This window comes from Curtobacterium sp. ZW137 (assembly GCF_003762905.1).
Lineage (GTDB): Bacteria > Actinomycetota > Actinomycetes > Actinomycetales > Microbacteriaceae > Curtobacterium.
Genome location: NZ_RJKS01000001.1, coordinates 768,694 through 789,098, shown reverse-complemented (window position 1 = coordinate 789,098; position 20,405 = coordinate 768,694). Strand labels below are relative to the sequence as shown.

Genomic DNA, 20,405 nt, shown 5'->3' with positions numbered 1-20,405 from the left:
CCGCAGCGACGTCACCGACCCCGCCGACAGAAAGCAGACCCCCTGATGCTCCGCATCGCCGTGCCCAACAAGGGTTCCCTGTCCGAGACCGCCTCCGAGATGCTGCGGGAGGCCGGGTACGCCGGTCGCCGCGACCCGAAGGCCCTGCACCTGGTCGACGAGCGCAACGGGGTGGAGTTCTTCTACCTCCGCCCGCGTGACATCGCCACGTACGTCGGCTCCGGCGCACTCGACGTCGGCATCACCGGCCGTGACCTGCTGCTCGACTCCGGGTCCGCCGCGCACGAGGTCGACGCGCTCGGCTTCGCCGACTCCACGTTCCGCTTCGCCGGGACGCCCGGTCGGTTCTCCTCCTTGCAGGACCTCGACGGCGTCCGGGTCGCGACGAGCTACCCGGGCCTCGTGGGCGAGTTCCTCGGCCGGCACGGCGTGACCGCGACCCTGGTGCAGCTCGACGGCGCGGTGGAGAGCGCGGTGCGCCTCGGCGTGGCCGACGCGGTCGCCGACGTCGTGTCCACCGGCAGCACCCTCCGCCAGGCCGGCCTGGAGATCTTCGGCCCGGTCATCCTCGAGTCGACGGCGCTGCTCATCAGCACCGACGAGACCATCGCCGGCATCGACGTGCTGCGCCGGCGGCTGCAGGGCGTCCTCGTCGCACGCGGCTACGTGATGCTCGACTACGACATCCCGACGGACCTGCTCGAGCAGGCGACCGCGATCGCGTCGGGCATCGAGTCCCCGACGGTGTCGCCGCTGCACGGCCGGGACTGGTCCGCCGTCCGGGTGATGATCCCGAAGGACGACGCCAACCTCATCATGGACGCGCTCTACGACCTCGGCGCCCGCGCCATCCTCGTGAGCCCGATCCACGCCGCACGCCTGTGAACGCCGACGTGGCCGGCGCGCTCGGCGGCGTCGCGATCCGCGTCGTCCCCTGCCTCGACGTCTCCGGCGGCCGCGTGGTCAAGGGCGTCAACTTCCTCGACCTGCAGGACGCCGGCGACCCGGTGGAGCTCGCCGCGCGGTACTACGAGCAGGGCGCCGACGAGCTGACCTTCCTCGACGTCGGCGCGACGGTGGAGAACCGCGCGACGATGTACGAGACCGTGACCCGGACCGCCGAGCAGGTCTTCATCCCACTGACCGTCGGCGGCGGCGTGCGGAGCGTCGACGACGTGTCCCGCCTGCAGCAGTGCGGCGCGGACAAGATCGGCGTGAACAGCGCCGCGATCGCCCGACCCGACCTCGTCGGTGAGATCGCCGACCGGTTCGGGGCGCAGGCCGTCGTGCTCTCGCTCGACGTCAAGCGCTCCCACCGGATGCCGTCCGGCTTCGTCGTCACCACGCACGGCGGGCGTGCCGAGACCGACATCGACGCGGTCGCCTGGGCACGCGAAGCCGTCGAGCGGGGCGCGGGGGAGCTCCTCGTGAACTCGATCGACGCCGACGGCACGAAGAACGGCTTCGACCTCGAACTCGTCCGTGCCGTGCGCGCCGTGTCCACCGTCCCGGTGATCGCCTCCGGCGGCGCCGGGCGCGTCGAGCACTTCGCCCCGGCCGTCGACGCCGGGGCCGATGCGGTGCTCGCGGCGAGCGTGTTCCACCGCGGCGAGATGACCATCGGCGACGTCAAGGCAGCGCTCCGGGAGACCGGGCACGCCGTACGCTAGGAGCCTCATGACCGACAGCACCAGCACCAGCACCGATGCGGTCCTCGACCGCGCGCGCTTCGGTGCGGACGGGCTGCTCCCGGCAGTCGTGCAAGAGGAGTCGTCCAAGGACGTCCTCATGCTCGGCTACATGGACCGGGAAGCCCTCCGCCGCACCCTGACCGAGGGGCGGGTGACCTTCTGGTCCCGCTCGCGGCAGGAGTACTGGCGGAAGGGCGACACCTCCGGACACGCGCAGTACGTGCGCGCCGCGGCGTTCGACTGCGACGCGGACACGCTCCTCGTCACCGTGCAGCAGGTCGGTGCCGCGTGCCACACCGGGGCGCACCGCTGCTTCGACGTCGACCCGCTCGACCCGACGACCGCGACCGCACCCGACACGACGGGGGCGACCCGATGACGAACGCGACCACGTCGCCTGCCCCGGCGGTCTCCGACGAGCCGCACACGACCTCCCGTCCGGAGTTCGACGACCTGGTGGCGGACGGCCACCGCGTCGTCCCGGTGGTGCGTGCGCTGTACGCCGACAGCGAGACCCCGGTCGGCGTCTACCGGAAGCTGGCCGACGGCCGGCCCGGTTCCTTCCTGCTCGAGTCCGCCGGACAGGGCGGTCTCTGGTCCCGCTGGTCCTTCGTCGGCGTGCGGAGCTTCGGCGTCCTGACGCAGGAGGGTGACCGCGCCGCGTGGATCGACACCGGCATGAGCGCCGAGCGCGCCGTCGGGTCGCTCGACGGCGAACCGCTCCACGTCCTGGCACGGCTCCACGAGCGCTGGGCGACCCCGCGCGTCCCCGGCACACCGCCGCTCGTCGGCGGGACCGTCGGGTTCATCGGCTGGGAAGCCGTCCGGCAGCTCGAACACCTGCCGAACGTCCCGCCGGCCGACTTCGACGTCCCCGGGCAGTCGCTCGCCTTCGTCGCGGAGCTCGCCGCCCTCGACCACCGCACCGGGCTCGTGCTGCTCGTCGCGAGTGCGCTGAACGACGGCACCGACGACGCCGACACGCTGTGGGCCGGGGCGCAGGAACGACTCGACCGGATGCAGGCCGACCTCGTGCAGCCGAGCATCGCCACCGTCGCCGAGGCGTTCGAGATGGCCGAGCCGACCCCGACGCACCGGTCGACGCCGGACGAGTACAGGGCCTCGGTCGTGCGCTCGAAGGACTTCATCCGCGACGGCGACGTCTTCCAGGTCGTCATCTCGCAGCGCTTCGACCACGACGTCACGGCGGACCCGCTCGACGTGTACCGGGTGCTCCGCACGCTCAACCCGAGCCCGTACATGTACTACCTGTCGCTGCAGGACACCGCGGGCAAGCCGTTCTGGATCGTCGGCGCGTCCCCGGAAGCACTCGTCAAGGTGCAGGGCGGCCGGGCGATCACGCACCCGATCGCCGGTTCACGCCCGCGCGGCGCGACGCCGGAAGAAGACGTCCGCTTCGGCGAGGACCTGCTCGAGGACCCGAAGGAGCGCGCCGAGCACCTGATGCTCGTGGACCTCTCCCGGAACGACCTGCAGAAGGTCTGCGAACCCGGCACCGTCGCGGTGACCGAGTTCATGACCGTCGAGCGGTTCAGCCACATCATGCACCTCGTGTCGAGCGTCGAGGGCGTCCTGCGTCCGGACGCCTCGGCGATCGACGTGTTCCGGGCGACGTTCCCCGCCGGGACCCTGTCCGGTGCGCCGAAGCCGCGTGCGCTGGAGATCATCGACGAGCTCGAACCCGCCAAGCGCGGGGCGTACGCGGGGGTCGTCGGCTACTTCGACTTCGCCGGGGACGCCGACCTCGCGATCGCGATCCGCACCGCGCTCATCCAGGACGGCGTCGCCCGCGTGCAGGCCGGTGCCGGTCTCGTCGCGGACTCCGACCCCGCGACCGAGCACGCCGAGGCGGTCAACAAGGCCGCGGCGCCGCTCCGGGCCGTCGCCACCGCCAACCGGATGCGGGAGGTCCGTTCGTGAAGCGCTCCCGCCCGCTCGTCGTCGTCATCGGGCTCGCCGTCGCCGGCATCGTGATGCTCTCCTGGACCCAGACGTGGTTCACGGTGCACCTCGACACGTCCGCCGCGGTCACCTCGACCGTGGTGGCCGACGGGTCCAAGGCCGTCCCGCAGTTCACCGCGCTGGCGATCGCGTCGCTCGCGCTGTTCCTCGCGATGACCATCGCCGGCAAGGTCGTCCGCATCGTGCTCGCCGCGATCGAGATCCTGCTCGGCCTCGGCATCGTGGTCTCCGGCATCACCGCGCTCCGTGACCCGGTCGGCGCCGCGAAGGGCGCCATCGGGGACGTCGCGGGCGTCAGCGACCTCGCTGCCGTCCGGCGCATCGTGACGAGCGTCGACGTGAGCGCGTGGCCGGCCGTCGGCATCGCCGGGGGAGTCCTCGCGGTGCTGCTCGGGGTCGTCGTGCTCGTCGTGCAGCGGTCCTGGCCCGGGCCGAGCCGGAAGTACGCGGCGAACCCGGCGGGGGCCGCGCCGAAGGCCGCTCCGGTCCAGCGCGACGCGATCGTGGACTGGGACGACCTGAGCGCCGGGGTGGACCCGACGGACGCCGCTGCCGTGGACGGGCCCGACGCCGCTGCCGTGGACGCGCCCGACGCCACCGTGGTGGACGCGCCCGACGCCGCCGTGGTGGAGCCGACCGGAGCCGACGACACGATAGGATCGGGAGTGCGCCGGTCGACCGACGGCGCCACCGACCACGAGGAGCACCGTGAGCACCACTGAGCCCGCAGAACTCGGCGAAGGCCACTCGCCGGCAGCCTGGACGTCCGTCATCATCATGCTGGTGGCGTTCGCGATCGGCACGATCTGCTTCTGGTTCAGCATCGTGTGGGGTGTCTGGGCCGCTGCCGCGCTGCTCGTCGTCGGACTCATCGTCGGCTACGTGATGGGCAAGGCCGGCTACGGCGTCAACGGTCCGAAGTACGTCGCCAAGCACCACAACGAGTAGGCCCGGCATGCCGAACGTGCTCGAGACCCTCGTCGCGGGCGCGCTCGAGGACGCCGCAGCCCGTCGCCTCGACCGCCCGTACTCGGACGTCGAACGCGACCTCGACCGGGTGGCATCGCCGCTCGACGCCCTCGACTTCCTCGCCCCCGGTGACCGGGTCAAGGTCCTCGCCGAGGTCAAGCGGGCCAGCCCGTCGCGCGGTTCGATGGCCCCGATCGCCGACCCGGCTGCCCTCGCGGCCGAGTACGAGCGTGGCGGTGCCTCCGCGATCAGCGTGCTGACCGAGGGGCGCAAGTTCCTCGGCACGCTCGCCGACCTCGAAGCGGTGAAGGCCCGCGTCACCGTCCCGGTGCTCCGCAAGGACTTCATCGCCGACCCGTACCAGGTGATCGAGGCGCGGGCGTCCGGAGCGGACCTCGTGCTGCTCATCGTCGCCGCGCTCGACCAGCCGCAGCTGACCGAGCTGCACGCCCTGGCGGAAGAGCTCGGCATGCGCGTCCTCGTCGAGGCCCACTCCGCGGACGAAGTCGCCCGTGGCCTCGACGCCGGTGCCCGCATCCTCGGGATCAACGCCCGGGACCTCACCGACTTCTCGCTCGACCGCGACCTCTTCGGCTCGCTCGCCGACCGGATCCCCACCGGGGTCGTCCGCGTCGCCGAGTCCGCGGTGTCCGGTCCCGCCGACGTCGCCCACTACCGCGCAGCGGGTGCCGACGTCGTCCTGGTCGGGGAAGCGCTCGTGACCGGCGCCGACCCCGCAGCAGCCCTCGCGTCGTTCCTCGACGCCTGACATCCCGTCCGGCCCCGCGCCGGACAGATCCGTCCGGCACCGTCCGGACTCGTCTGGAGCACCATCGTGACCTCACTCCGCGACCTCCACGGCCCGTACTTCGGCGACTTCGGCGGACGGTTCGTCCCCGAGTCCCTCGTGCTGGCGCTCGACGAGCTCGAAGCCGCGTTCCGCGAAGCCTGGGCGGACCCGGCCTTCCACGCCGAACTCGACGCCCTGCAGCGCGACTACACCGGCCGACCGTCGATCATCACCGAGGTGCCCCGGTTCGCCAAGCACGCCGGTGGCGCCCGGGTGATCCTCAAGCGCGAGGACCTCAACCACACCGGCTCGCACAAGATCAACAACGTGCTCGGCCAGGCCCTCGTGGCGAAGCGGCTCGGCAAGACCCGCCTCATCGCCGAGACGGGTGCGGGTCAGCACGGCGTCGCCACCGCCACGGCCGCCGCCCTGTTCGGGATGGACTGCGTCGTGTACATGGGCGCGGTCGACACCGACCGTCAGGCGCTCAACGTCGCGCGGATGCGGCTGCTCGGCGCCGAGGTGATCCCGGTCGAGACCGGCTCGAAGACCCTCAAGGACGCGATCAACGACGCGCTCCGCGACTGGGTGGCGAACGTCGACTCCACGCACTACCTGCTCGGGACGGTCGCCGGCCCGCACCCCTTCCCGGAGATGGTCCGCGAGTTCCACAAGGTGATCGGCGTCGAGGCGCGCCAGCAGGTCCTCGACCTGGTCGGCCGCCTGCCGGACGCCGTCGCCGCGTGCGTCGGCGGCGGGTCGAACGCGATGGGCATCTTCGAGGCGTTCCTCGACGACGAGTCCGTCCGGTTGCACGGGTACGAAGCGGGTGGCGACGGCGTCGAGACCGGTCGGCACGCGGCGAGCATCACGCTCGGGCGTTCCGGTGTGCTGCAGGGGGCGAAGTCGTACCTGATGCAGGACGAGGACGGCCAGACCATCGAGAGCCACAGCATCTCCGCCGGCCTCGACTACCCGAGCGTCGGGCCCGAGCACGCGTACCTGGCGTCGATCGGCCGCGCGCAGTACGAGCCGATCACCGACACCGAGGCGATGGAGGCGTTCCGGCTCCTCAGCCGCACCGAGGGCATCATCCCGGCGATCGAGTCGTCGCACGCCCTCGCCGGCGCGATGAAGCTCGGCAAGGAGCTCGGACCGGAGGGCGTCATCCTGGTGAACCTGTCCGGGCGCGGTGACAAGGACGTCGCCTCCGCCAGCCGGTACTTCGGCATCCTCGACGAGAGCGCGGTGCAGCTGTGAGCACGACGAACCCCACCCCGACCCGGACGGTCGCGTCGACGATCGACCGCGCCAACGCCGACCGTGACGGTGCCGTCATCGGCTACCTGCCCGCCGGGTACCCGGACGTGCAGACCAGCGTCGACGCGGCGGTGGCCCTCGCCGAGAACGGCGTCGACGTCATCGAGCTCGGCCTGCCGTACTCCGACCCGGTGATGGACGGCCCGGTCATCCAGCGCGCGGCCGAGGAGTCGCTCGCGAACGGCTTCCGCGTCGCGCAGGTCTTCGACGCGGTGCACCAGATCACCGAGCGGGCCGACGTCCCCGTGCTCGTGATGACGTACTGGAACCCCGTCCTCCGCTACGGCGTGGAGCGGTTCGCGGACGACCTGGTCGCCTCCGGCGCCGCCGGGCTCATCACGCCGGACCTCATCCCGGACGAAGCCCGGGAGTGGATGGACGCCTCCGAGCGCACCGGCCTCGACCGGGTCTTCCTCGCTGCGCCGTCGTCCTCGGACGTCCGGATGCGCCAGGCCGTCGAGGCCAGCCGCGGGTTCGTGTACGCGGTGTCGACGATGGGTGTGACGGGTGCGCGTGCCGGGGTCGACTCCGCCGCGCGCACGGTCGTCTCGCGGCTCCGTGACGCCGGGGTCGCCCGCACGTGCGTCGGCCTCGGGATCTCCACCGCCGACCAGGTGGCCGAGGTCCTCGACTACGCCGACGGTGCGATCGTCGGGTCCGCGTTCGTCCGCGCCCTCGCGGACCTCGGGGTCACGGGCGTCGGCCAGCGCGCAGCGGAGCTGACGGCGGGCGCGCGCCGCCGCTGACGCAGCGGCCCCTGACGATCCGGACGGGAGGCCCGGCTCGCGTCCGCCGGATCGGCGGACGTCAGCCGGGCCTCCCGTCCACCGCGCATCACGGTTTCCACAGACAGCCGCCGCTGGTTCCTGACCACCGCGCCACCCGCGCTACAGTGATCCGGGGCCGAAGCAACGTGATCGGCGTCCCCGCCCGGCCGCAATGAAAGGCACCGCACCTCCATGCCCCTCCTGAGCATCCCGAGCCCCAGCACGGCCTGGCAGTACTTCGACCTGACGGCCTGGCTCCGCGACGTGTTCGGCTGGTCGCTGCCCCTCGACTTCCGCATCCACGCGTACGCGATCTGCATCCTGCTCGGGATCGTCGCGGCCGTCATCGTGACGAACCGCCGCCTGAACGCCCGCGGCGTCGAGCGCTGGATCATCATCGACATCGCGATCTGGGCGGTCCCCGCCGGCATCATCGGCGGCCGCCTGTTCCACGTGTTCACGCACGTCAGCGACTACTTCGGCCCCGGCATCGACCCCTGGTCCTTCCTCTACATCTGGGAAGGCGGCCTCGCGATCTTCGGGGCGCTCATCCTCGGGTCGGTCGGCGCCTACATCGGCTGCCGTCAGGTCGGGCTCCGCTTCACCGCGTTCCTCGACGCCGTCGCGCCCGCGATGCTCCTCGCCCAGGCGTTCGGTCGCCTCGGCAACTACTTCAACCACGAGCTGTTCGGCATGCCGACCAGCCTGCCGTGGGGCCTGCAGATCGAGTCGTCGAACGCGGCCTACCCGACCGGCCTGCCCGAGGGCACGCTGTTCCACCCGACGTTCCTCTACGAGATCATCTGGAACGTCCTCGGCTTCGTCGTGATCATCCTGCTCGACCGCAAGTTCTCCCTGCAGTGGGGTCGCGTCCTCGCGCTCTACCTCATCTGGTACGGCGTCGGCCGGTCGTTCCTCGAGTCGATCCGCGTCGACACCAGCGAGACCTTCTTCGGCATCCGCACGAACGTCTGGGCCGCCTTCGCCGCGATCATCCTCGGCGTGATCATCTTCTGGGTGCAGTCGAAGCGGCACACCGGCAAGGAGCCGAGCCCCTACCGGCCCGGTCGCGGGCCCGCCGCGAAGTCCGATGTAGACTCAGACGACACCTACTCGGAGCACGGTGAGGACGCACCCCTCGTCACCGGTTCCGGTTCGGTCGCCACAGCAGTCGACCGTTCCTGAGTGCGCACGCCGTCGGGCCACCAGCTCCTGACGGCGAGCACGGGCACCAGTCCCGCCCGCTCCGGGCGGAACGCATCGTCGGGCCACCGCTGTCCCTGTTCCACTTCCTCGTGAGGACGGTTCCCCATGGCGCTCCTGCCACCCCAGTACTCGTCTCCGGCCAAGGCAGACGCAACGGCCACGGCCGGTGTTGCACGGCTCCGTCCGGCGCACCAGCGGTTCTCCGCGGTGCCCGAGGCCACCGGCATGTACGACCCGACGAACGAGAAGGACGCCTGCGGCCTCGCGATGGTCGCGACGCTCCGTGGGACGGCCGGCCACGACATCGTCGACGCCGCACTCGGCGCGCTCCGCAACCTGGAGCACCGCGGCGCGGTCGGCTCGGACGCGGGCACCGGTGACGGCGCCGGCATCCTCTGCCAGGTCCCCGACGAGTTCTTCCGCGCGGAAGCGCCGTTCGCGCTGCCGGCAGCGGGGGAGTACGCCGTCGGCACTGCCTACCTGCCCGTCGACGCGGCCGACCGCGCCGCCGTGAAGACCGCGGTCGAAGCGGTCGCCGTCGACGAGGGACTCCGTGTCCTCGGGTGGCGCGAGGTCCCCGTCCGCCCCGAGGTCCTCGGCACCCTGGCGCGCGCGGCGATGCCCGCCTTCGAGCAGCTCTTCGTCGCGTCGACCCGGCACGACGACCAGGGCGAGACCTGGCGCGGGATCTCCCTCGACCGCCAGACCTTCCGACTGCGCAAGCGCGTCGAGCGCGAGCACGAGATCTACTTCATGTCGCTCTCGAGCCGCACCATGGTCTACAAGGGCATGGTCACGACCCTCCAGCTCGAGCCGTTCTACCCCGACCTCAGCGACGAGCGCTTCGCGTCGAAGCTCGCGATCGTGCACTCGCGGTACTCGACGAACACCTTCCCGTCCTGGCCGCTCGCGCAGCCGTTCCGCACGCTCGCGCACAACGGCGAGATCAACACCGTTCGTGGCAACCGCAACTGGATGCGGGCGCGGCAGTCGCAGCTCGAGAGCGAACTGCTCGGGGACATGGCGCCGCTGCTGCCGATCGTCAGCCCGGGTGCGAGCGACTCGGCGTCCTTCGACGAGACCCTCGAACTCCTGACCCTGACGGGTCGGTCGCTGCCGCACGCGGTGTCGATGATGGTGCCGGAAGCCTGGGAGAACCAGGTCGACATGGACCCGGACCTCCGGGCGTTCTACGAGTACCACTCGATGCTCATGGAGCCGTGGGACGGCCCCGCCGCCATCACGTTCACCGACGGGTCGCTCGTCGGCGCCACGCTCGACCGCAACGGTCTGCGCCCCGGTCGCTTCCTCGTCACCGACGACGGTCTCATCGTGATGGGGTCGGAGACCGGCGTCATCGACGTGCCCGCAGCCAAGGTGGTCCGCAAGGGCCGCCTGCGTCCCGGCCGGATGTTCCTCGTGGACACCGAGGCCGGCCGCATCATCGAGGACGACGAGGTCAAGGCGGGCCTCGCCGGCTCCGGGCCGTGGGGCGAGTGGCTCGAAGCCGGGCGCATCAACCTCCGCGACCTGCCCGAGCGTGAGCACATCGTGCACACCCCGGCGTCCGTCACCCGCCGGCAGCGTGCCTTCGGCTACACCGAGGAAGAAGTCCGCATCCTCCTCCGCCCGATGGCGCAGACCGGCGCGGAGCCGCTCGGTGCGATGGGGTCGGACACGCCGATCGCCGTGCTGTCCGAGCGCCCCCGGCTGCTCTTCGACTACTTCACGCAGCAGTTCGCGCAGGTGACGAACCCGCCGCTGGACTCCATCCGCGAGCAGGTCATCACCTCGATGGGGATGGGCCTCGGTCCCGAGCGCAACCTGCTCGACGCGGGGCCGGAGCACGCGAAGCAGATCGTGCTCGACTTCCCGGTCATCGACAACGACCAGCTCGCCAAGGTCCAGCACTTCGAGACCGAGTCCGGCCGGCACCTCACCGTGACGATCAAGGGGCTGTACCGCGTCGACGCCGGCGAGCAGGCGATGGAGCAGCGCATCCAGGCCGTCTGCGACGAGGTGGACGAGGCGATCGAGTCCGGCAAGCAGTTCATCGTGCTGTCCGACCGTGACGGCAACGCCGAGAACGCGCCGGTCCCGAGCCTGCTGCTGCTCGCCGCGGTCCACCACCACCTGATCCGCACCGAGCAGCGCATGAAGGTCGGGCTCATCGTCGAGGCCGGCGACGTGCGGGAGGTCCACCACGTCGCGACCCTGATCGGGTACGGCGCGTCGGCGATCAACCCCTACCTGGCGATGGAGACCTGCGAGAACCTGGTCCGCCAGGGGATGATCAGCGGGATCACGCCGGAGCAGGCCGTGAAGAACGTGATCAAGGCGCTCGGCAAGGGCGTCCTGAAGATCATGTCGAAGATGGGCATCTCGACGGTGTCCAGCTACGCGGGCGCCCAGGCGTTCGAGGCGGTCGGGCTCTCCCAGGCGTTCGTCGACCGGTACTTCACCGGCACCTCGTCGATCCTCGGTGGCGTCGACATCGACGTCATCGCGAAGGAGAACGCGGAGCGCCACGTGCAGGCGTACCCGCAGGACGGTGCGGTGCTCGCACACGAGCGGCTGCAGACCGGTGGCGAGTACCAGTGGCGTCGCGAAGGCCCGCCGCACCTGTTCAACCCGGACACGGTGTTCCGCCTGCAGCACGCCACGCGTGCCCGCCGGTACGACATCTTCAAGGAGTACTCGAGCGCGGTCGACGACCAGTCCGAAGCGCTGATGACCCTCCGCGGGCTGTTCCGCTTCAAGCACGGCGAGCGGAAGCCCGTCTCGCTCGAGGACGTCGAGCCGATCGAGTCCATCGTCAAGCGGTTCAACACCGGCGCGATGTCGTACGGCTCCATCTCGAAGGAAGCCCACGAGACCCTCGCGATCGCGATGAACCGGCTCGGCGGGCGGTCGAACACGGGTGAAGGCGGCGAGGACGTCGACCGCCTCCTCGACCCGGAGCGCCGCAGTGCGATCAAGCAGGTCGCGTCCGGGCGCTTCGGCGTCACGAGCATGTACCTGACGCACGCCACCGACATCCAGCTGAAGATGGCGCAGGGCGCGAAGCCGGGCGAGGGCGGCCAGCTGCCCCCGCAGAAGGTGTACCCGTGGGTCGCGCGCACCCGGCACGCCACCGCGGGCGTCGGGCTCATCTCGCCGCCGCCGCACCACGACATCTACTCCATCGAGGACCTCAAGCAGCTGATCTTCGACGTCAAGCGCGCCAACCCCTCGGCACGCGTGCACGTCAAGCTCGTCAGCCAGTCCGGCATCGGCGCGGTCGCGGCCGGCGTGACGAAGGCCCTCGCCGACGTCGTGCTCGTGTCCGGCCACGACGGCGGCACCGGCGCGTCCCCGCTGAACTCGCTGAAGCACGCGGGCACCCCGTGGGAGATCGGCCTCGCCGAGACGCAGCAGACCCTGATGCTCAACGGCATGCGGGACCGCGTCGTGGTGCAGGTCGACGGCCAGATGAAGACCGGCCGCGACGTCGTCGTCGCCGCGCTCCTCGGCGCCGAGGAGTACGGCTTCGCGACCGCACCACTCGTGGTCGAGGGCTGCATCCTGATGCGCGTCTGCCACCTGGACACGTGCCCGGTCGGTGTCGCGACGCAGAACCCCGAGCTCCGCAAGCGCTTCTCCGGCAAGCCGGAGTTCGTCGTGAACTTCTTCGAGTTCATCGCCCAGGAAGTCCGCGAGATCCTCGCCGAGCTCGGCTTCCGCACTCTCGACGAGGCGATCGGCCGTGCCGACGCACTCGACGTCGACCGTGCGGTCGAGCACTGGAAGGCGTCCGGTCTCGACCTCGAACCCGTGCTCACCGGCCCGGACTTCGCTGCGGACGAGCCCCGTCGGCACCACCGTGAGCAGGACCACGAGCTCGAGCAGCACTTCGACGTGCCGCTCATCCACCAGGCCTCGGACGTGCTCGAGCACGGGGGCACGCTGACGCTCGACCTGCCGATCCGCAACACGGAGCGTGCGGTCGGCACGATGCTCGGCCACGAGGTCACCCTGCGCCACGGTGAGAACGGCCTGCCCGCCGGGTCGATCGACATCACGTTGCGCGGTTCCGCGGGGCAGTCGCTCGGGGCCTTCCTGCCCGCAGGCATCACGCTGCGGCTGATCGGTGACAGCAACGACTACGTCGGCAAGGGCCTCTCGGGCGGTGACATCGTCGTGCGTCCGACCGAGACGAGCGGCTTCGAGCCGTCGGAGAACGTCATCGCCGGCAACGTCATCGGCTACGGCGCGACCCAGGGCAGCATGTTCATCCGCGGCATCGTGGGCGAGCGCTTCCTGGTCCGGAACTCCGGCGCCACCGCGGTGGTCGAGGGCGTTGGTGACCACGCGCTCGAGTACATGACCGGTGGCCTGGCGCTCATCCTCGGGGAGACCGGCCGCAACCTCGGTGCCGGCATGTCCGGGGGCACCGCGTACGTCCGTGGCCTCCGCACCGAGCACGTGAACCAGGACTCGCTCGGCAGCGGGGAGCTCCGGCTCGAGGACCTCGACAGCGCCGACGTCGCGATCGTCACGGACCTGCTCCAGCGGCACGCCGCCGAGACGGGGTCGACCCTCGCCGCCGACCTGCTCGAGTCCGGCGACCTGTCCGAGTTCGTCAAGGTGCTGCCGCGCGACTACGCGGCGGTGCTCGAGACCCGCAAGCAGGCCCTCGACGAGGGCCTCGACCCCGATGGCGACGTCGTCTGGAATCGCATCATGGAGGTAACCGGTGGCTGACCCCAAGGGATTCCTGAAGGTCCAGGAACGCGAGCTGCCGAAGCGTCGGCCCGTCCCCGTGCGGCTCATGGACTGGAAAGAGGTCTACGAGCAGCAGGAGTCCGGCCAGCTGAAGCGCCAGGCCGGCCGCTGCATGGACTGCGGCGTGCCGTTCTGCCACCAGGGCTGCCCGCTCGGCAACCTCATCCCGGAGTGGAACGACCTCACGTGGCGCGGCGAGGGTCGCCAGGCGATCGAACGCCTGCACGCGACGAACAACTTCCCCGAGTTCACCGGCCGGCTCTGCCCGGCCCCCTGCGAGTCGTCCTGCGTGCTGGGCATCAACCAGCCCCCGGTGACGATCAAGCAGGTCGAGGTCTCGATCATCGACGAGGCGTTCCAGAAGGGCTGGGTCACCCCGCACCCGCCGGAGCGCCTGACCGGCAAGACGGTCGCCGTGGTCGGTTCCGGCCCCGCCGGGCTCGCCGCCGCGCAGCAGCTGACCCGTGCCGGCCACACCGTCGCGGTGTACGAGCGCGACGACCGGATCGGCGGGCTCCTCCGCTACGGCATCCCGGACTTCAAGATGGAGAAGCGCCAGATCGACGCGCGCCTCGCCCAGATGCAGGCCGAGGGCACCCGCTTCCGCGCGGGTGTGGAGATCGGGCGCGACATCACCTGGGACGACCTGAAGTCCCGCTACGACGCGGTCGTCGTCGCGACGGGTGCCACGGTCCCGCGCGACCTGCCGATCCCCGGGCGCGACCTCGAGGGCGTGCACTTCGCGATGGAGTACCTCGTCCAGCAGAACCGTGCGGGCGCCGGCACCGTGGTCGACAACCAGATCACGGCCGAGGGCAAGCACGTCGTCGTCATCGGCGGTGGCGACACCGGCGCGGACTGCATCGGCACCGCGCACCGTCAGGGCGCGCTCAGCGTCACCAACCTGGCGATCGGCAAGCAGCCGCCGCTCGAGCGTCCGGACACCCAGCCGTGGCCGATGTTCCCGACCGTGTTCGAGGTCACGAGCGCCCACGAAGAGGGCGGGGAGCGCAGTTTCCTCGCCTCGACGGTCGAGTTCCTCGCGAACGAGGCCGGCGAGGTCCGTGCCCTCCGCGTCGCGGAGACCGAGTACCTCGACGGCCGTCGCGTCCCGAAGGCCGGCACCGAGCGCGAGATCCCCGCGGACCTCGTCCTCGTCGCGATGGGCTTCACCGGTCCGGAGACCGACACGCTCGAGCCGCAGCTCGGGCTCCCGGTCGCCGTCTCCGGCGCCGTGGCCCGTCAGGCCGACTACACGACCAACGAGCCGGGTGTCTTCGTCGCGGGCGACGCCGGCCGTGGCCAGTCGCTGATCGTCTGGGCCATCGCGGAGGGCCGTGCGGCCGCCGCGAAGGTCGACGAGTACCTCGAGGGCACGACGATGCTGCCCGCCCCGGTCAAGGCGACCGACCGGGCCATCTCCATCTGATGCCCACCTCAGGGTGAGCGGGAGGCCACCAGCACTCGATAGGGTGCTGGTGGCCTCTCTTCGTATCTGCGAAGCCCCACGCACGACCAAGCAGCAGCCGCAAGCCCCACAACCACCACACGAAGGAATCCATTGAGACGCGCAAAGATCGTTTCGACCCTCGGACCGGCCACCTCGGACTACGAGACCGTCAAGGAGATCATCGAGGCGGGCGTCGACGTCGCTCGACTCAACCTCAGCCACGGTGACTACAGCGTCCACGAGGCCAACTACGAGAACGTCCGCCGTGCCGCCGCGGACCTCGGCAAGCCCGTCGCGATCCTCGTCGACCTGCAGGGTCCGAAGATCCGCCTCGCGAAGTTCGCCGACGGCCCGCACGACCTCGCGGTCGGCGACGTGTTCACCATCACGACGGAGGACGTCCCCGGCTCGAAGGAGATCTGCGGGACCACGTTCAAGGGCCTCCCGCAGGACGTCAAGCCCGGCGACCCGCTGCTCATCGACGACGGCCGTGTCCGCCTCCGCGTGCTCGACACCGACGGCGTGCGCGTCCGCACCGAGGTCGTCGTCGGCGGCACCGTCTCGAACAACAAGGGCATCAACCTGCCCGGCGTCGCCGTGAACGTCCCCGCACTGAGCGAGAAGGACGAGGCCGACCTCCGCTGGGGCATCCGCCAGGGCGCCGACCTCATCGCGCTCTCGTTCGTCCGCAACGCCTCGGACGTCGTCCGCGCCCACGAGATCATGGACGAGGAGGGCAAGCGCCTGCCCGTCATCGCGAAGATCGAGAAGCCGCAGGCCGTCGATGCGCTCGAGGAGATCATCGACGCCTTCGACTCGATCATGGTCGCCCGTGGTGACCTCGGCGTGGAGCTCCCGCTCGAAGCCGTCCCGATCGTGCAGAAGCGCGCCGTCGAGCTGGCCCGTCGCATGGCGAAGCCGGTCATCGTGGCCACGCAGATGCTCGAGTCGATGATCTCGTCGCCGATCCCGACCCGCGCCGAGACGTCCGACGTCGCGAACGCGGTCCTCGACGGTGCGGACGCGGTCATGCTCTCCGGCGAGACCAGCGTCGGCGAGTACCCGGTGCAGACCGTCCGCACGATGGCCCGCATCGTCGAGTCCACCGAGGACCACGGCCTCGAGCGCATCGCACCGCTCGGCACGAAGCCGCGCACGCTCGGTGGGGCGATCACGCTCGCCGCGGTCGAGATCGCCGAGTTCACCGAGGCGTCGTACCTCTGCGTGTTCACCGAGTCCGGCGACTCCGCACGCCGCATGTCGCGCCTCCGCCACGGCCTGCCGATCATCGCGTTCACGCCGAACGAGGCCACCCGTCGTCGCATGGCGCTGACCTGGGGCGTCCGTTCGTTCCTGGTCCCGCGCATGAAGCACACCGACGAGCTCTTCGGTCAGGTGGACGACGTCCTCATCCACAACGGTCTCGCCTCGCCCGGCGACCGCGTCATCGTGACGGCCGGGTCGCCCCCCGGACTCGAGGGCTCGACGAACGACCTCCGCGTGCACCGCGTCGGTGACGCGCACGCCGAGGCGGCGCCGGCGTACGTTCGGGACTAGTCCAGACAGTCCCAGCGCGCTGACGGGGCGCGGACGGGAGGCACGGTGCAGGTTCTGCAGACGGCCTCCGGTCCGCGCCCCGTCGCGTGCTCCCACCCCCGTCCCGTCGACAGGAGACGACCGCGATGACCGAACCGAGCCTCCAGACCGGTGTGGGCACCAGGCGTCCTGCGGACGTGCGCCGGTGGCGTCGCTACCTGGCAGACGAGCGCGCCGAAGCGGCCGTCTACCGGAACCTCGCCGCCCGACGTTCCGGTGAGGAACGCGAGATCCTGAGCGCGCTGGCCGAGGCGGAGGGCCGCCACGAGCAGCACTGGACCGACCTGCTCGGTGCCGACGTCGGCCGGCCGCTCCGGGGGAGTCTCCGCACCCGCGTGCTCGCGTCCCTGGCGAAGCGCTTCGGGTCGGTGTTCGTCCTCGCGCTGATGCAGCGGGCGGAGGACCGATCGCCGTACGCGGACGACGTCGACGCGACCGCGACCATGGCCGCCGACGAACGGATCCACGGCGAGGTCGTCCGCGGACTGGCGAACCGGGGTCGGATGCGGCTCTCGGGGACGTTCCGTGCCGCGGTCTTCGGGGCGAACGACGGCCTGGTGTCGAACCTCGCGCTCATCATCGGCATCAGCGCGTCCGGTGCGGACCGGCACTTCGTGCTGCTGAGCGGCATCGCCGGTCTCCTCGCCGGAGCGCTCTCGATGGGCGCGGGGGAGTACGTCTCGGTGCGGTCGCAGCGGGAGCTCCTCGAGGCGTCGGCACCGCACCCGGACGCCGGGGACGCCGTGGCGGACCTCGACGTCGACGCCAACGAGCTCGCACTGGTCTACCGCGCGCGGGGCATGCCCGAGGCCGAGGCGGAGGCGCACGCGACCGAGGTGCTCGCCGGGCTCGGGAGCGGTCCGGACACCCGCCCGACGCGGGTCGTCGACGACCACGAGGCGGTCGGGAACGGGATGAGCGCGGCGATCTCGAGCTTCTGCTTCTTCGCGTCCGGCGCGATCATCCCGGTGCTGCCGTACCTGTTCGGCCTCGACGGCTGGGCCGCGATCGGTGTCGCCGCCGTGCTCGTCGGGATCGCCCTGCTGGGCACCGGTGCCGTCGTCGGTGTGCTGAGCGGCGCATCCCCACTCCGCCGGGCGCTCCGGCAGCTCGCGATCGGGTTCGGCGCCGCGGTGGTCACCTACCTGCTCGGGCTGCTCTTCGGGACCGGCTCCGCGTAGGGGGCGGCCGGATCCGCGGTGTGGCGCCGCGTCCCGTCGCGTCGCGCTCAGCGGCGGACGGCCGCGCGCGGGGGGAGCAGGAGCAGCGCGCCGGCACCGACGACGATGAGCGCGATCCCGGCGAACACCATGAACACCGTCAGCGCCAGACCCGGTGCGACGAGGACCGCGACACCGCCGAGGATCGAGAGCACGCCGCTCACGAACGACGGGACGCGGGACGATCCGGGGTGGCCGACGAAGCCGCCGACGATGGCCGCGATGCCCTCGATCAGGAACCCGACGCCGGCGAGCACCGCGTAGACGACGAGCGGGACGACCGGGTCGAGGAGCGTCACGAGGCCGGCGATCGCGACGAGTGCCCCGACGACGCCGGAGGTCCAGCGCCAGACCGGGGGCGTCCCGTGCCCGCGGACCGCGGCGAACACGCGGAGCACCCCGGCGACGACGAGGTACACGCCGAAGAGGAGCGCGACCACGACGAGCGAGGGGCGGGGCCAGACGATGGCGACGATGCCGAGCGCGATCGCGACGACTGCGGTGACGACGACGAACACCCGGAACGTGCGGACGGCACGGGAATCCACGAGCACTCCTCCCTGATCTGGACTGCTGGTCGCCTCGAACGCTACCCGGCGGAGCGTCCCGCGTCCGTGCAACCGGATGCAACCCCCACGCTCGTACCGTCGGGCGCAGGCGCGCGGACCGTGCGCCACGACAGCGTCGTCGAGAGGCATCACCATGACCATCGCACCATCGCCCACCACCTACGCCGCACCCGGCGAGGAGGGTGCGCTCGTCTCGTTCCGGTCGCGCTACGACCACTTCATCGGCGGTGAGTACGTCCCGCCGGCGGGTGGGCAGTACTTCGAGAACCCGACCCCCGTCACCGGCAAGACCTTCACCGAGGTCGCACGCGGCGACTCGTCCGACGTCGACCGCGCGGTGCAGGCGGCGTGGAAGGCGTTCCCGGCGTGGGGGAAGACCAGCGTCACGGAGCGCGCGAACATCCTGAACCGCATCGCGGACCGGATGGAGCAGAACCTGGAGCTCCTCGCCGTCGCCGAGACGTGGGAGAACGGCAAGCCGATCCGGGAGACCCTCGGCGCGGACATCCCGCTCGCGATCGACCACTTCCGCTACTTCGCCGGGGCCATCCGGGCGCAGGAGGGTTCGACGGGGGAGATCGACCACGACACCGTGGCGTACCACTTCCACGAACCGCTCGGGGTGGTGGCACAGATCATCCCGTGGAACTTCCCGATCCTGATGGCGGTGTGGAAGCTCGCACCGGCCCTCGCCGCGGGCAACTGCGTCGTGCTGAAGCCGGCGGAGCAGACCCCGGCATCGATCCACGTGCTCATCGAGCTCATCCAGGACCTCATCCCCGCCGGTGTGCTCAACGTCGTGAACGGGTTCGGGTTCGAGGTCGGGGCACCGCTCGCACAGCACCCCGACGTCCGGAAGGTCGCCTTCACCGGTGAGACCACCACCGGCCGCCTGATCATGCAGTACGCGTCGCAGAACCTCATCCCCGTGACCCTGGAGCTCGGCGGCAAGAGCCCGAACGTGTTCTTCGCCGACGTGGCCCAGGAGAAGGACGCCTTCTACGACAAGGCGCTCGAGGGCTTCGCGTTCTTCAACCTCAACCAGGGCGAGGTCTGCACGTGCCCGTCCCGGGCGCTCGTCGCGAAGGAGATCTACGACGGCTTCGTCGCAGACGGTCTCGAACGGGTCCGTGCCGTGAAGCAGGGCCACCCGCTCGACATCTCGACGATGATCGGCGCGCAGGCGTCGAACGACCAGCTCGAGAAGATCCTGAGCTACATCGACATCGGCAAGCAGGAGGGCGCGAAGCTGCTCACCGGCGGCGAACGCGCCGACCTCGGTGGGGAGCTCTCCGGCGGGTACTACGTCACGCCGACGGTGTTCGAGGGCGACAACGCGATGCGGATCTTCCAGGAGGAGATCTTCGGCCCGGTGCTCGCGCTGACGTCCTTCAGCGGGTACGACGACGCCATCGCGATCGCCAACGACACGCTCTACGGACTCGGCGCCGGGGTCTGGAGCCGCGAGGCCACCACGCTCTACCGGGCCGGCCGGGACATCCAGGCGGGTCGCGTGTGGGAGAACACCTACCACCAGTACCCGGCCGGTGCGGCGTTCGGCGGGTACAAGCAGTCCGGCGTCGGACGCGAGAACCACAAGATGATGCTCGACCACTACCAGCAGACGAAGAACCTGCTCGTGTCCTACGCCGAGGGTCCGATGGGGTTCTTCTGATGCCGCACACCGAGCGCGTCGCGGTGACGGCGGCGGCGGGGGAGCTCCTGCGCTCCCTCGCCGCCCGGCACGGGCCGCTGATGTTCCACCAGTCGGGCGGCTGCTGCGACGGCTCCAGCCCGATGTGCTACCCGGTCGGCATGTTCATGACCGGGTCCGGGGACGTGCTCCTCGGCGCGCTGGAGGTCGAGGGGATCGACCGCGTCGAGGTGTACATGTCCCGGTCCCAGTTCGAGTACTGGAAGTACACGCACCTGACGATCGACGTCGTCGACGGTCGGGGCGGTGGCTTCTCGCTCGAGGTCCCGGAGGGCAAGCGCTTCCTCACCCGCTCGCGGATGTTCACCGACGCGGAACTGGAGGAGCTCGGTCTGGTCCCGGCGGCCGGCCGGACGTAGGCTGACC

General features: G+C 71.0%; 17 protein-coding genes. 16 read left to right on the top strand and 1 reads right to left on the bottom strand.

The window, feature by feature from the left end; genetic code table 11:
- Positions 1–45 precede the first annotated feature (45 nt).
- The 14 genes from hisG (at position 46) to EDF55_RS03645 (ending at position 17,717) form a co-directional block, all read left to right on the top strand.
- On the top strand, positions 46–885 hold the full coding sequence (gene hisG, locus EDF55_RS03710; protein WP_123653551.1) for an ATP phosphoribosyltransferase: 840 nt from the start codon (positions 46–48) through the stop codon (positions 883–885).
- On the top strand, positions 882–1,670 hold the full coding sequence (gene hisF, locus EDF55_RS03705; protein ID WP_260235778.1) for an imidazole glycerol phosphate synthase subunit HisF: 789 nt from the start codon (positions 882–884) through the stop codon (positions 1,668–1,670). Before hisG ends, hisF begins: the two co-directional genes overlap by 4 nt.
- Positions 1,671–1,677: 7 nt before the next feature.
- Positions 1,678–2,070, top strand: coding sequence for a phosphoribosyl-AMP cyclohydrolase (hisI, locus tag EDF55_RS03700; RefSeq protein ID WP_123653550.1), 393 nt, complete (start codon positions 1,678–1,680; stop codon positions 2,068–2,070).
- The gene (locus EDF55_RS03695; protein WP_123653549.1) at positions 2,067–3,632 is read left to right on the top strand and encodes an anthranilate synthase component I; all 1,566 of its coding nucleotides are present in this window, start codon (positions 2,067–2,069) and stop codon (positions 3,630–3,632) included. Before hisI ends, EDF55_RS03695 begins: the two co-directional genes overlap by 4 nt.
- Positions 3,629–4,396, top strand: coding sequence for a Trp biosynthesis-associated membrane protein (locus tag EDF55_RS03690; protein ID WP_123653548.1), 768 nt, complete (start codon positions 3,629–3,631; stop codon positions 4,394–4,396). The genes EDF55_RS03695 and EDF55_RS03690 overlap by 4 nt, the downstream gene beginning before the upstream one ends.
- On the top strand, positions 4,383–4,622 hold the full coding sequence (locus EDF55_RS03685) for a DUF6704 family protein (RefSeq protein WP_123653547.1): 240 nt from the start codon (positions 4,383–4,385) through the stop codon (positions 4,620–4,622). Before EDF55_RS03690 ends, EDF55_RS03685 begins: the two co-directional genes overlap by 14 nt.
- A 16-nt stretch (positions 4,623–4,638) precedes the next feature.
- Positions 4,639–5,412: an indole-3-glycerol phosphate synthase TrpC gene (gene trpC, locus EDF55_RS03680; RefSeq protein ID WP_123653861.1), complete on the top strand. Its 774-nt coding sequence runs from the start codon at positions 4,639–4,641 to the stop codon at positions 5,410–5,412.
- Between the two features lie 66 nt (positions 5,413–5,478).
- Positions 5,479–6,693: a tryptophan synthase subunit beta gene (gene trpB, locus EDF55_RS03675; RefSeq protein WP_123653546.1), complete on the top strand. Its 1,215-nt coding sequence runs from the start codon at positions 5,479–5,481 to the stop codon at positions 6,691–6,693.
- Positions 6,690–7,499: a tryptophan synthase subunit alpha gene (gene trpA / locus EDF55_RS03670; RefSeq protein ID WP_123653545.1), complete on the top strand. Its 810-nt coding sequence runs from the start codon at positions 6,690–6,692 to the stop codon at positions 7,497–7,499. The genes trpB and trpA overlap by 4 nt, the downstream gene beginning before the upstream one ends.
- A 213-nt stretch (positions 7,500–7,712) precedes the next feature.
- Complete coding sequence (gene lgt / locus EDF55_RS03665; RefSeq protein WP_123653544.1) at positions 7,713–8,705, top strand: prolipoprotein diacylglyceryl transferase; 993 nt, start codon at positions 7,713–7,715, stop codon at positions 8,703–8,705.
- A 126-nt stretch (positions 8,706–8,831) separates the two neighbouring features.
- Positions 8,832–13,469, top strand: a complete 4,638-nt coding sequence (gltB, locus tag EDF55_RS03660; protein ID WP_395869799.1) for a glutamate synthase large subunit — start codon at positions 8,832–8,834, stop codon at positions 13,467–13,469.
- A complete protein-coding gene (locus tag EDF55_RS03655) occupies positions 13,462–14,919 on the top strand; it encodes a glutamate synthase subunit beta (protein WP_123653543.1) in 1,458 nt (485 codons plus the stop codon). The genes gltB and EDF55_RS03655 overlap by 8 nt, the downstream gene beginning before the upstream one ends.
- Positions 14,920–15,051: 132 nt before the next feature.
- The gene (pyk, locus tag EDF55_RS03650; protein WP_123653542.1) at positions 15,052–16,497 is read left to right on the top strand and encodes a pyruvate kinase; all 1,446 of its coding nucleotides are present in this window, start codon (positions 15,052–15,054) and stop codon (positions 16,495–16,497) included.
- 125 nt (positions 16,498–16,622) lie between these two features.
- Positions 16,623–17,717, top strand: coding sequence for a VIT1/CCC1 transporter family protein (locus EDF55_RS03645; protein ID WP_123653541.1), 1,095 nt, complete (start codon positions 16,623–16,625; stop codon positions 17,715–17,717).
- Positions 17,718–17,764: 47 nt separating this feature from the next.
- Here the strand turns inward: EDF55_RS03645 and EDF55_RS03640 are convergent, their stop codons facing one another.
- Positions 17,765–18,304 carry an HdeD family acid-resistance protein gene (locus EDF55_RS03640; RefSeq protein ID WP_165931510.1) on the bottom strand — a complete coding sequence of 180 codons (540 nt, stop codon included), beginning with the start codon at positions 18,302–18,304 and terminating at the stop codon, positions 17,765–17,767.
- Between the two features lie 154 nt (positions 18,305–18,458).
- On the opposite strand from EDF55_RS03640, the gene EDF55_RS03635 reads away from it, so the two are divergent.
- The gene (locus EDF55_RS03635; RefSeq protein WP_123653539.1) at positions 18,459–20,000 is read left to right on the top strand and encodes an aldehyde dehydrogenase family protein; all 1,542 of its coding nucleotides are present in this window, start codon (positions 18,459–18,461) and stop codon (positions 19,998–20,000) included.
- Positions 20,000–20,398 (top strand): DUF779 domain-containing protein, encoded by a 399-nt coding sequence (locus tag EDF55_RS03630; RefSeq protein WP_123653538.1) that lies wholly within the window; start codon positions 20,000–20,002, stop codon positions 20,396–20,398. The genes EDF55_RS03635 and EDF55_RS03630 overlap by 1 nt, the downstream gene beginning before the upstream one ends.
- Positions 20,399–20,405 lie beyond the last annotated feature (7 nt).

Bases quoted from the DNA above. Each gene is read 5' to 3' on its own strand.
- hisG (WP_123653551.1), top strand. From the start codon at position 46: ATGCTCCGCATCGCCGTGCCCAACAAGGGTTCCCTGTCCGAGACCGCC.
- hisI (WP_123653550.1), top strand. From the start codon at position 1,678: ATGACCGACAGCACCAGCACCAGCACCGATGCGGTCCTCGACCGCGCG.
- EDF55_RS03695 (WP_123653549.1), top strand. From the start codon at position 2,067: ATGACGAACGCGACCACGTCGCCTGCCCCGGCGGTCTCCGACGAGCCG.
- lgt (WP_123653544.1), top strand. From the start codon at position 7,713: ATGCCCCTCCTGAGCATCCCGAGCCCCAGCACGGCCTGGCAGTACTTC.
- gltB (WP_395869799.1), top strand. From the start codon at position 8,832: ATGGCGCTCCTGCCACCCCAGTACTCGTCTCCGGCCAAGGCAGACGCA.
- EDF55_RS03645 (WP_123653541.1), top strand. From the start codon at position 16,623: ATGACCGAACCGAGCCTCCAGACCGGTGTGGGCACCAGGCGTCCTGCG.
- EDF55_RS03635 (WP_123653539.1), top strand. From the start codon at position 18,459: ATGACCATCGCACCATCGCCCACCACCTACGCCGCACCCGGCGAGGAG.
- EDF55_RS03630 (WP_123653538.1), top strand. From the start codon at position 20,000: ATGCCGCACACCGAGCGCGTCGCGGTGACGGCGGCGGCGGGGGAGCTC.